The organism is Corynebacterium singulare (assembly GCF_000833575.1).
GTDB lineage: Bacteria > Actinomycetota > Actinomycetes > Mycobacteriales > Mycobacteriaceae > Corynebacterium > Corynebacterium singulare.
In genome coordinates this window covers 1,303,943-1,314,946 of the sequence record NZ_CP010827.1, presented here as the reverse complement: position 1 = coordinate 1,314,946, position 11,004 = coordinate 1,303,943, and the positions used below count along the sequence as shown (strand labels likewise).

Genomic DNA, 11,004 nt, shown 5'->3' with positions numbered 1-11,004 from the left:
AGCTGCACAGTGACCATCGTTTCGCGCCGCGCTTCTAGGCCGGTTGCCGTACTGGGCGCACTGGCCCTCGTGCTCATGCACGGAGCTGTCTCTCCCGCTCACGCAGAGGTTTTCGACGCCGGGCACGTCGACGCCTTTTATGTCACCGCCCCGGGTGGCGAGCTCACCTTGTCCATGAAAGAGGACATTACCGGCAGCGGTGTTGTCCACTCCGGAGATGACGTCACGCTCAAGGTTGCTGAAGAGGCGTGGAATGAAGCCACCGTGGGCATAGATGGCATCGGCGTTCCCACCTATTATCTTCCGCAGACCCAGGACAGCGCGCTGTTGTGGCCAGGTTGGGACACTCAGCCGGCGCAGTCTGCTGGCTACAAGGACGTTGATTTCGAGTTCGTGGAGGTCACCGGCCCGGGCGACATCTTCGTCTTCGAAACGGCCGGGTTCGGCGACATCCAGCCGGTCACCGAGGAAGGCGCCATGGACTTGGTGAGCGGGGATGTCATCAACCAGGCCTACCCTGCCCATCGCCATGTCAACTGGGCGTTCACGGATCCCGGCATGTACACCATGACCGTTCAGGCGGTCTCCAACGGCGATGTCAGCAACCAGGTCACCTATACCTGGAACGTCGGTGATGCGGACGCCGCGCCCCTCGAGTCGGACGAAGAAGCTGACTCCGAGGCTGTTGAACTCGCGCCGGATGGCAGCGATGACGCAGCGCTTGGCGATGCCCCTCGCTCGTCCGACTCCCACTCTTCTTCCCACTCTGACGCCGACGCCGCACCGGACGCGGCGGCCGGCCCAGCACCGGCAGCACAAGCCAAGGACTCTGCGAAGACCAAGGCCACCGCTGCCAACAAAGAGAAGAAGGAGGGCAAGGCGAGCAAGTACCGCACACCGTCCCGCGACGCTTCGTCTAAGGCGGATGCAGATAATGTCGACGCCATGGCCGCATCCGGCTACTACGACAGCGGTCAGGGTCTCCTGCCGTGGGGCATCGGCATCCTCGGCCTCGGCATGCTCGTGCTGGGATTGGCCATCGCTCGTCTCGCCTTGCTCAAGGGCCGCGACTAATGCCGTCATCAGCTTTCCGGGCGGTACACTGCGCCGCGCTGCTCATTGTCGTTGCCACGTCGGCAGCTCTCACTACCTGTACGAGCACAGCCGCCGGCGAGGACGGCAACGATGCGAGCCTGAAGGTGGTAGCGACAACGCCGATCCTGGGGGACGTCGCCAAGCACGTGGCAGGCCCCAACGCCCAGGTGACAACACTCATTCCGGCAGGCAAGGACCCCCACACCTTCGAGCCGAGTCTGCGCACCGTGCGGGATATCGCCAACGCTGATGTGCTCCTAGCCAATGGCCTGCTGCTGGAGCCGCAGAACCTCATGAAATCACTGCGGGAATCCTCCGACGTTCCCGTGACGGAGGTCGCGGACGAAGCCTCGACGCGTGGTGCCACTCTCGTGCCGCTGGTGGAGAATGTGGCACTCGACGCCATCTGGCTGGGACTGCGTGTGCGCAACGCTCCGTCCGGTACGAACAGCGTGGACATGCGTCTGCAGTCCGCCGAAGGACCAGGTGACGTCGCCGCGTACGTTGTGTCCACCTTCGGCACCCCCGAACCGCTCTTCAACACCGCCGACGGCATTGATGACCGCGAGGATTCCACCACGCTTCCGGCCAATGCACATACACACGTGTCCTGGGCTTTCAGCAAACCCGGTATCTACCGCCTGACCTTCACAGCAACGAATGCAGGGCCGCAGGAGGTCACCGTCGCCGTCGGCGTCAACCCACCAGAGGGCATGCGCTCTCTGAGCGAGGGTCACGTCGACATCACCGCAGACATAGCCAACGGAACACTGGACCTTGAGGATCAAGGCGAGCGCTTTGACCCGACGACCACCGCATTGAGCATTCCCAACTCGACTCTGCAGGAAATCCCACCGTCCCCGGCCTATCGCTTCCTCGGGCGTCCAGGCGATGAGACCTACCTCTTGCCCCAGGCAGTGCTGGGCAAGCATCTGCACGGTGAGGTCGATCCACACCTGTGGCACAACGCCAAAAACGTCATCACCTACGCCGAGGTCATCGCCGACCAGCTGGCCCTGGCGGATCCCTCCCACGGTGCCGACTACCGCGGGCGTGCCCACGACTACGCCTTGCAAGTGCGCGAGGCAGACTCCTTTGTCCGCGACCTCATTGAGGATATCCCCGAGGACAAACGGCATCTGGTCACTCCGCATCACGGCTACGCCTACTTGGAACAAGGTTATGGCATTGACATCGCCGGCTTCGTTACGCCGAACCCCGCCATCGAGCCTTCGCCTCGCGATGTCATCGCGCTACGACGCACGCTGGAAAACCTGCGGTTACCTGCCGTCTTCATCGAGCCAACCCAAGAAGCAAGCGCAGATGTCATCCGGGAGACCGCGCACTCCCTCGGCATCGCAGTGTGCCCCATCTACGGCGACACACTCGATGAATCTGTCCCTTCCTATCTAGACCTCATGCGGTTCAACGCTGAATCTCTACACCGTTGCCTTGCAGAAAACTAAGCACAAAAAGAAAGAAGCATATGACTCATCACACCACCCACCGTCACCGTCTGCCGCGCCTGACTACCACGCTTGCCTCCGTGATAGCCGCAGCGGCTCTTGCGTGTGCTCCCTCGACTGCCTGGGCAGGAGACCTGGCACAGGTAGTCAGCGCCGACGAGGAAGTCGCCGCACCTGGTACTGAGGCCACCGTCGATCACGGGCACGTGGACCTAGGGCTCCAGGTCATCGACGGCCAAGCTCAGTTCCTGGCGCGCGATGACTCCGCCGAAAAGCCGGTGTGGCGTGAGCTAGATGACGTCGTTTTCACCGTTGGCGACAATGCCCAACTCACACTCCCGGACGATGAGGCCTTCTCTTTCGTGGGTGCCGACCCAGGTGACCACGTCTGGGTCGTCCCCCAGACTGAGCAGGCTGAGGTCCCGTGGCTAGGTTGGAATACGCAGGCCCCTTCCCTGGCTGACAACGTGGATCGCGGTCTCACCATGGAGTACGTGGGCCACCAGGGACCCGGCGATTTTTCCCTCTTCCTCCAAAATGGTGGCTTCGAACCGCCGCAGCTGCTGTGGTCCACCGCAAACGACGCCACCGATGGTTTCTGGGTTGACCTCGGCACCCATACTCACGCCAACTGGGTCTTCACCGAACCGGGTATCCACCAGGTACGCGTGCGTATGACCGGTGACGGTAGTGGTGAAAGCGCAGGCTCCGAGGTTTCCGCAGAGGCCACACTGACGTTTGCCGTGGGTGAGGGGACCGACCTGAGTGAAGCGCAAGCAACCGTGTGGGATGAAACTGCCGAATCCTCTGGTTCAGCATCCGGAGCCTCGCAGGCAGCCGTCCCGGCGTGGATATGGGCGCTGGCCGGCATCGGCGTCCTTGTCCTCGTTGCGGCGCTTGTCGCCGTTGTGCGCGCGAAGGGCGGGCGACGTGGCTAATCCGCTCATCTCCGTCGAAGGCCTCAGCGTCACATTAGCGGGACGCCACGTCATCGAGGATGCATCTGTGACCGTAAATCCGGGCGAGTTCATTGGCTTGCTCGGCCCCAACGGCGCAGGCAAGACCACGCTTCTTCGCGCCATCCTCGGCCTTATTCCCGCCACCGGGACAATCGACGTCACCACCTCTGTGGGCTATGTTCCGCAGCGTCACGACGTGGAGTGGGACTTCCCCATTAGCGTTTCCAACGCAGTTCTGAGCGGGCGCACCGGAATCGTCGGCTGGCTACGCCGCCCCGGCCGAGCAGACAAGCACGCTGCTCGTCGCGCGCTGAGCCTGACCAACTTGGAAGAATTCGCTCGCCGCCCCATCGCGCAGCTGTCGGGCGGTCAGCGCCAACGTGTCCTCATTGCGCGTGCCCTGGCCACCGAACCGGAGGTGCTGCTTCTCGACGAACCCTTTACCGGCCTCGACGCCCCGAATACCGAGGAACTTCTTTTCCTTTTCGATGAGCTCACCGCGAAAGGAACCAGCGTGGTCATGTCCACCCACAACCTCTCCGAAGCAGCTCACTCCTGCTCGCGACTCGTGCTTTTTAACCGTGGGATCGTGGCCGATGGCCCAGCTGCGGAGCTGCGCCGCACCCCGCAGCCGTGGAGCGATACCTTCGGGGTATCCACCTCGTCCCCACTGCTCTCCGCAATCGGGGTGGCGGCATGATCGACATTTCACTCATTGAGTTCTTCCAGGACCTCACCAACCCGCACCTCGATTTTCTTGCCCGCGCCGTAGCTATTTCAGTCCTGGCGGCCATCGTGTGCGGCGTCGTGGGCTGCTACGTCGTTCTTCGCGGCATGGCCTTCATTGGCGATGCCGTCTCCCACGCTGTCTTCCCAGGCCTCGCCATTGCCTTCGTGCTCCAAGGTTCGGTTCTCTTAGGTGGCGCCGTGGCCGGCTGTACCGTGGCTTTACTCATCGCCTGCTTCTCGCAGCGCCGTTCGGTGCGCGAGGATTCCGTCATCGGTATCTTTTTCGCCGCCTCGTTCGCGTTGGGAATGGTGATCATCTCCCGTGTTAAGGGCTACACCGCGTCGCTGACGAGCTTCCTGTTTGGTTCGCTCACCGGTGTTTCCCGCACGGACCTCTACACCGCACTGGTGGTCACCGTGCTCATTGTGGGGATCATCGTCCTCCTCGGCCCACAGCTGACAGCAACGTGCCTGGACAAGGAAACTGCCCGGGCAATGGGCCTTCCGGTCTTTGCCCTCGACATCGTGCTGTACCTGTGTGTTACGGGTGCGGTAGTGATCTCGGTGGGCACGGTGGGCAACATCCTCGTTCTCGCACTGCTCATCACCCCCGCAGCAACGGCGCGATTGCTGTGTGACTCCCTAGGAACCATGATGGCCGCCTCCGCCGCCATTGGTTCCTTGGGAAGTTTCTTCGGCATCTACCTGGCATGGGCCATTGACCTTCCCGCCGGCGCCACCATCGTCCTGCTACTCACTGCCTGTTTCCTCTTGGCATGGATTGCTTCTCCAATTCTCCATTCCCGCCGCTTCGCACCTTCTACCCCAACAACTAAGGAGTCCTTGTCCGCATGAACCGCCTCATCCTCCGCCCACTGACGCTGACCGCCGCGGCAGCCCTAGCCTTGTCTATCCCAACCACTGGCGCGGCTGCCCCACTGGCGTTGGCTGCAGACACCGCCAGCGATACTGCCTTCTGCGACGCCGACTCGCAGCATGCCTTTACCCGCGGCCACCAAGATTTAGCCCTGCTGGGTAACTCCGGTGACATGCGCTTCGTAGCACGCGACGACGAATCTGGAGATGACTACTCCTCCGGCGATTTTTACGTGGAGGTTGGTTCTAACGCGGCCTTCGACGATGCTGCCGGCGGAGATATCCCTTCGCACGGCTGGCAGATTCCTCAGACCCAAAACCCGGATATTCCCTGGCTAGGGTTCAATACGAGCTATATCGATGAAGACGCAGCACAGGATGCGACGCTGTCGATGACGCTGCACAGTGGCCCCGATGGTGGACGAGTTGTCGGTTTCCAGAACTCCCTCGGAGGTGCCCCCACCGTGCTCTTCGACTCAGAGGATCCCGATGTGAACTGGGATTATCCGGATCATTTCCACAGCCATACCGGAATCGTTTTCACCGAACCAGGGGCTTATGCCGTCACATTCACATTCTCGCTCAACGATGGCTCAGAGCATTCCATCGACGTTCCCTTTCTTGTCGGTGGAGCCGATACCGGCGAACTCTGCCAGCTGGAATGGGGCTCCGGTTCTGGCAGCGCATCCGAGTCAGGAAGCGCAAAGAACCGCCCACAGCAGTTAGCTAAAGACATCAACGACACGTCTAAGGCCATCGCCCAGCTAGATAAGACGATGGACAAGACGTTCAAGGAAGCGGACACCTTCCTCAACGGCGGAAAGCCCTCTGAGTCACGAGCACCACGACAGTCCCGGGACTCAACACGCACGAAGGAGTCCACACGAACCGAAAAGCCATCGAAACACCGTGAGCCGGCGGCCGACCACCCCCAACCGCAGCGCCAGGATGACCGGCAGAACTCTCATCGGCAGAACGCAGCGTCCCACAATGAGCGCACACCGAGAGATTCGACACAGCGTGAGGGGGCAGGGCGCAACGAAGCGCAGGGCTCCAAGGACTCCGCACGGGAACGCCAACGCTCAGCTGAACGCACGACCCGTTCGCGGAACGCCTCCGCGCAGGACGACTCCCACGGAACGGACACGCTAGCTAATGCCCAAAACATCGAGGCCACAAGCTATGGCGCGCCAATGGTGGGCTTTTGGGCGGGCTTTTTAGCCGGTATGGGAGCCTTGGCACTGTTGCTGGGAATTGGGCTCTTCATTGCGGTGCAGTTCTTCCGTCCACGCACTCGCGACTAGTTTCACACACCTGTCTTGTGCAGACTTAGTTGGCGATCTGGTTTTAGCAGGCACAGGCGAAGGAACTAGAGTTGTTCCTTATGTGTGATCGCAGACCCGCTTCCGCCCCAGATTTTCTCCTGTCCCGTGCGACGGGGTCTGTGCGTACCCAAGGAACGGTAGCCACCTTCACCGAGGTTGACGCTGCTGTCACTGCCCTGCGCAACGGCGAGGCAGACATGGTCGTGGGCGCGCTGCCTTTCCACAAGGGTGAGGCCGCCGCACTCACCGTGCCAGAGAGCATCATCCGTGAGGAAGGCCCGCTCGAGCCGCACGCGTACTACCGCAGTGGTGCGCTGGAAGCTCGCGTTACTGGTTTCGACCCGGAACCCGAGGAACACTTGCGGCGCATTGAAGCGGCAATCGCCACGATTGAGGCCTCCAAGCTGGACAAGGTAGTGCTAGCCCGAGCAGTCGATATCGAGTTTCTTAACCCTGTCGACCCACTACTCGTGGCAGCACGCCTTATCGATCTTTCCTCGCACCGCGATGGTTTTATCGCCGATTTGAGCCCAGCAGGACGACTAGGCGCGATGCTCGTGGGCTCCTCCCCAGAAGTACTCATCAAGAAGCAGGGCTCAACAGTCACAGCCTTCCCCCTCGCCGGCTCCGCGCCGCGCCACGCCGACAGGGCACGCGACATCGTGGCGGGGCAGGATCTCCACAACTCGGGCAAGGATCTACGCGAGCATGCTTTTGTTGTGGATCACATCCGCCGAATCCTCGAGCCGCTCTGTGAGAGCCTGGATGCTCCAACGTCGCCGGAGCTGACCTCCACAAATGAAATGTGGCACTTGGGCACTCCAATCGCAGGCACGCTCAAGGACCCAGCCATTACGGCGCTCGAGCTCGCGGAGCTGGTCTACCCCACCCCGGCTATTTGCGGCACGCCGACAGAGGCCGCGCAGGCGCTCATTGAAACCGCCGAAACTGATCGTGGCTTTTACGCAGGTGCGGTGGGCTGGTGTGATAGCTCGGGTGATGGCGAGTACATGGTGGCTATCCGCTGCGCTGAAGTGGCCGGCGATGGCTTGTCTGCGCGCGCATGGGCAGGCGGTGGCATCGTCGTGGATTCCGAACCTGAGACTGAGCTACAGGAGACCACGGCGAAGCTGCGCACCATTCTGCGCGCGCTTAATCTTTAAAACTACGCGCGGGTAATCGGGTTGGTCAGGCGGCCTACTCCCGGGATTTCGATTTCGATGGTGTCACCCGGCACCATCGGCGCGGTGCCTGCCGGGGAGCCAGTAGTGATGACATCACCTGGAAGCAAGGTATAGGACTGAGAGATCTCCGCGATGATGCCGCCCATCTTCACGATCATCTGATCAGTGTTGGAATCCTGCTTTTGCTCACGTTGACCATCGTGGGTTAGGTACGCATTGATCTTTTGGTCATCCAGGTTGATGCAGTCAAGGTCGGTTTCAATCCACGGGCCCAGCGGGCAGAAGGTATCAATACCCTTGGCACGCGCCCACTGGCCATCCTTGAACTGCAGGTCGCGGGAGGACACGTCATTGCAGATGGTGTAGCCGGCAACGTGGTCACGCCAGTTGTCCGGGTCAATATTTTTCGACACCTTGGAGATCACAACTGCAAGCTCGCCTTCAAACTCGACGTTGGTGGCAAACTCCGGAATCTTAATCGGTGCGCCCGGGCCGATAACGGCGGTGGAGGGTTTGATGAAGATGGTCGGCGGCAGGTGCTCTGCGGATTCCTTGAAGACCTCCGCCACGTGGTCGGCATAGTTGCGGCCCAGAGCCACGACCTTGGTGGGCAAGGTCGGCGCCAAAAGGCGGACCTCATTCAGCGGCCACTCGCGTCCGGTGGGCTCTGGGGGCGTAAACGGGGTGCCGGCGATTTCCTTGGCCACCAGCTGGTCCATCGGTGCATCAGCCGGGCCATCGATGATGGCGAAACAGATTCCTTCGGTGTGAGCAATTCGTCCTAAACGCATAACGGACATACTACTCGCAAGGTTCTTTCACACAGCAGCCAGGCTATGCTGTGAATTCTGTTAAATCTTCCTCTCCATGGAGAAAAGTAACTAGAGGGCAATATCGCGCAACGACTCCGCGCGCGTGCTCCGCCGCTGTGCCAGGTAAAGCTCGGCACAGGCAAGGGCATCACTCAGCGCATTGTGGTTGCTGTATCGCGGCAGGCCATACCGCTCGCGCACGCGAGCAAGCCGCAAATCTTCACCGCGCGGATAGGTCCCCATACGCTCCATGTGGCGACGCTCAAGGGCAAAAGTGTCAACCACGCTTAGGCGCGGCCGCTCCCCGAAAACGTGCTGCGAAGCCCTCTCAATGAACCCCACTTCCAGCTGTGCAAAGTGTGCGAGGAGCACGCGGCCATCGAGTGCCGTGCGCAAAGCCGAAAGGGCGTCGTCTAGTTCGATTCCCTCATCCACCATCTCTTGGGTCAGCAGATGGACGTGGGCATCCTCACCGACGCGGGCTCCGCGAACGACGCTGTAGCCAGCGCCTGAGAGATCAATCCGTGCACCGTTAATCGGTACCCAGCCTAAGGAGACAATGTCACCTGTCCGGGGATCAAGACTCGTCGTCTCCATATCCACAGCCAGTAGTTTCAGCTCATCCAGACGCGTCGAGGCTGGCGGGGCACCCCAATCAGCGCGCCTCCCGCGCCGCCCAAGGCTTCCCCACATCTAGATGCTCCTCACTGGATACTTGGTGGCTAGGGCATTCTGCATGGATTTAATGGCGCGGAAAGCATCGCGCAGACGCTCGCGCTCCAAGCGCCCAAGGCTCTTGGGGTCAATGTGATAATCCGGCTTAACTCCTTCACGGAGCTGGCGGGCCTGGTGTTGAAAGGAGAGGGCGCGGAGGAAGTCGAAGGCGTCGAGAAGCTCCTGTGCTCCCTGGCGGCTCACCGCATCACCCGCTGCTTCCTTCAGGCGCTGGCGGGTATCCACCACGGCCGAACCAGAAGCCAAGGCGAAGAGGCGGCCCATCTGCACAATGCCGGCTGTCCCGCCCTTCTTGATGTCCAGGGTATTGGCATAGTCGCCATCGCGTTCCACGACGAGTCCGCGGAAGAAGGTCAGGGGCGGCTCACGCCTAGCGGCAAGACTGGCCAGGTGTGCATGCAAGCGCGTGGCTCCCTTGCCCATCTCTACTGCGGCAGTATGAACGTGGCGGCCAAGTTCCTCGCTTCCGTACAGCACGCGGAAGTCAAAGAAGATTTGGGCATTGAGCAAAGCTTCGGGCTGTGGATCACGGATCCAGCGACGGAATGTCTCAACCCACTCCGAAGAGGTCATCCTCCACTCCGGCGTCATAGCCATCATCTCCCCGGGGCATCGCATCTGCCCTGCCTCCGCCAGGCCCTCACACACGAAGGTGCTGAGCTGTGCGAAATACTCACCATGGGCTGCGGGATTGTAGTCATCAGATAAAACCAGCGCATTATCTTGGTCCGAGGCCAAGGCCATCTCGCGGCGGCCTTGGGAGCCGACGGCCACGAACGCATAGTCCACCGGTGGCGGGCCGAGCTCTACTTCCGCCAACACGCACAGCCGCCGAGCTACTGCATCTGCAGCTAAGGTCACCAAGCTAGCTGCCTCCGCCGGTGTGGAGCCACGTTCCACGAAGCGCCCGGCCAACCGCGTTGCTTCGGTGAAGGCATCCGCCAGCTCCGCACGGCTGCCACGGCGCGACAGATCTGCCGCAAGGTAGACGGGATCGTTGTGCAGCAACTTTGTGACATCAGATTGGGTGACGATGCCGTAAAGGCGACCTTCGTCAACCACCGGCAAGTGATGGATGCCGCGCTCAGCCATGTGAAGTAGCGCCTCCATGGCAGGGGCATCCATCGGCACAACCAACGGGTTCGGGGTCATGATCTCCCCTACCGTCCGCGCAGGACTGAGCCCAAGTGCCAGCACTCGGGAGCACAGATCGCGGTCAGTCACGATGCCTTCTAGCTGGTTCTGTGCACGGGTAACCAGCAGCGAGGACACCCCACGCTGTGTCATAAGCTGGGCAGCTTCCGCGATAGTGGTCGACGCCGCAGCGGTGAGCACATCAGTGCGGGCTAGCTCGCCGAGAGGGGTACGCAAGACATCAGTCGGAGCAGCGTCAGCAAGCTCACGGGCCGCCGCGCGCACCTGACGTGATTGTGCCGAGAAAAAACGGGCGAGATCCGGATTACGCTGCGACAAGTCATTAAAAGCCTGTTGCGGGAGCGTGAAGACGAGGCTGTCTTCAACCGCTACCATGTCATACGCAGAGGTTGGCTCACCTTGCAGCGTGGAATAACCAAAGGTCAAGCCAGCCTCGCGTCGATCGAGCAACACGCCGTCTTCACCGATAACATCCACGGCACCAGCGCGAATGATGTGGAGGAACTCGTTCGTCTCTCCTCGTTGCACGGGCGTGTCACCGCGGCGCAGGTACACAATGCTCAAGTTGGCGGGCAGCGTGGCGAGCTCTTCCTCCGGCAGGTGGGAGAAGGGCTCGTGCTGGGCCAGGAAGCTAGTGACCTCATCTAATTCGACGCTCATGCGCCAAG

Annotated in this window: 10 protein-coding genes; 7 read left to right on the top strand and 3 right to left on the bottom strand. The window is 61.3% G+C overall.

Annotated features, from left to right (window positions below; genetic code table 11):
* Positions 1-9 precede the first annotated feature (9 nt).
* From CSING_RS06070 to CSING_RS06040, 7 genes are all read left to right on the top strand, one after another.
* On the top strand, positions 10-1,074 hold the full coding sequence (locus CSING_RS06070; RefSeq protein WP_042530624.1) for a choice-of-anchor M domain-containing protein: 1,065 nt from the start codon (positions 10-12) through the stop codon (positions 1,072-1,074).
* The gene (locus CSING_RS06065) at positions 1,074-2,561 is read left to right on the top strand and encodes an anchored repeat ABC transporter, substrate-binding protein (protein WP_042530622.1); all 1,488 of its coding nucleotides are present in this window, start codon (positions 1,074-1,076) and stop codon (positions 2,559-2,561) included. Before CSING_RS06070 ends, CSING_RS06065 begins: the two co-directional genes overlap by 1 nt.
* Positions 2,562-2,581: 20 nt before the next feature.
* Complete coding sequence (locus CSING_RS14065; RefSeq protein WP_042530620.1) at positions 2,582-3,499, top strand: choice-of-anchor M domain-containing protein; 918 nt, start codon at positions 2,582-2,584, stop codon at positions 3,497-3,499.
* A complete protein-coding gene (locus CSING_RS06055) occupies positions 3,492-4,220 on the top strand; it encodes an anchored repeat-type ABC transporter ATP-binding subunit (RefSeq protein WP_042530619.1) in 729 nt (242 codons plus the stop codon). Before CSING_RS14065 ends, CSING_RS06055 begins: the two co-directional genes overlap by 8 nt.
* Positions 4,217-5,104 carry an anchored repeat-type ABC transporter permease subunit gene (locus tag CSING_RS06050; RefSeq protein WP_042530617.1) on the top strand — a complete coding sequence of 296 codons (888 nt, stop codon included), beginning with the start codon at positions 4,217-4,219 and terminating at the stop codon, positions 5,102-5,104. Before CSING_RS06055 ends, CSING_RS06050 begins: the two co-directional genes overlap by 4 nt.
* On the top strand, positions 5,101-6,429 hold the full coding sequence (locus tag CSING_RS06045; RefSeq protein ID WP_042530615.1) for a choice-of-anchor M domain-containing protein: 1,329 nt from the start codon (positions 5,101-5,103) through the stop codon (positions 6,427-6,429). The genes CSING_RS06050 and CSING_RS06045 overlap by 4 nt, the downstream gene beginning before the upstream one ends.
* A gap of 80 nt (positions 6,430-6,509) precedes the next feature.
* Entirely contained in the window at positions 6,510-7,613 is a 1,104-nt protein-coding gene (locus CSING_RS06040; RefSeq protein WP_042530613.1) for an isochorismate synthase, read from the top strand.
* Positions 7,614-7,615: 2 nt separating this feature from the next.
* On the opposite strand, the gene CSING_RS06035 is transcribed toward CSING_RS06040, so the two are convergent.
* From CSING_RS06035 to CSING_RS06025, 3 genes are all read right to left on the bottom strand, one after another.
* On the bottom strand, positions 7,616-8,425 hold the full coding sequence (locus tag CSING_RS06035; RefSeq protein WP_186302159.1) for a fumarylacetoacetate hydrolase family protein: 810 nt from the start codon (positions 8,423-8,425) through the stop codon (positions 7,616-7,618).
* A gap of 90 nt (positions 8,426-8,515) precedes the next feature.
* A complete protein-coding gene (locus CSING_RS06030; protein WP_042530609.1) occupies positions 8,516-9,139 on the bottom strand; it encodes an exonuclease domain-containing protein in 624 nt (207 codons plus the stop codon).
* Positions 9,140-10,996 (bottom strand): DUF294 nucleotidyltransferase-like domain-containing protein, encoded by a 1,857-nt coding sequence (locus CSING_RS06025; protein ID WP_042530607.1) that lies wholly within the window; start codon positions 10,994-10,996, stop codon positions 9,140-9,142. It lies immediately after the preceding gene.
* Positions 10,997-11,004 lie beyond the last annotated feature (8 nt).

Bases quoted from the DNA above. Each gene is read 5' to 3' on its own strand.
- CSING_RS06065 (WP_042530622.1), top strand. From the start codon at position 1,074: ATGCCGTCATCAGCTTTCCGGGCGGTACACTGCGCCGCGCTGCTCATT.
- CSING_RS14065 (WP_042530620.1), top strand. From the start codon at position 2,582: ATGACTCATCACACCACCCACCGTCACCGTCTGCCGCGCCTGACTACC.
- CSING_RS06050 (WP_042530617.1), top strand. From the start codon at position 4,217: ATGATCGACATTTCACTCATTGAGTTCTTCCAGGACCTCACCAACCCG.
- CSING_RS06045 (WP_042530615.1), top strand. From the start codon at position 5,101: ATGAACCGCCTCATCCTCCGCCCACTGACGCTGACCGCCGCGGCAGCC.
- CSING_RS06040 (WP_042530613.1), top strand. From the start codon at position 6,510: ATGTGTGATCGCAGACCCGCTTCCGCCCCAGATTTTCTCCTGTCCCGT.
- CSING_RS06035 (WP_186302159.1), bottom strand. From the start codon at position 8,425: ATGCGTTTAGGACGAATTGCTCACACCGAAGGAATCTGTTTCGCCATC.
- CSING_RS06030 (WP_042530609.1), bottom strand. From the start codon at position 9,139: ATGTGGGGAAGCCTTGGGCGGCGCGGGAGGCGCGCTGATTGGGGTGCC.
- CSING_RS06025 (WP_042530607.1), bottom strand. From the start codon at position 10,996: ATGAGCGTCGAATTAGATGAGGTCACTAGCTTCCTGGCCCAGCACGAG.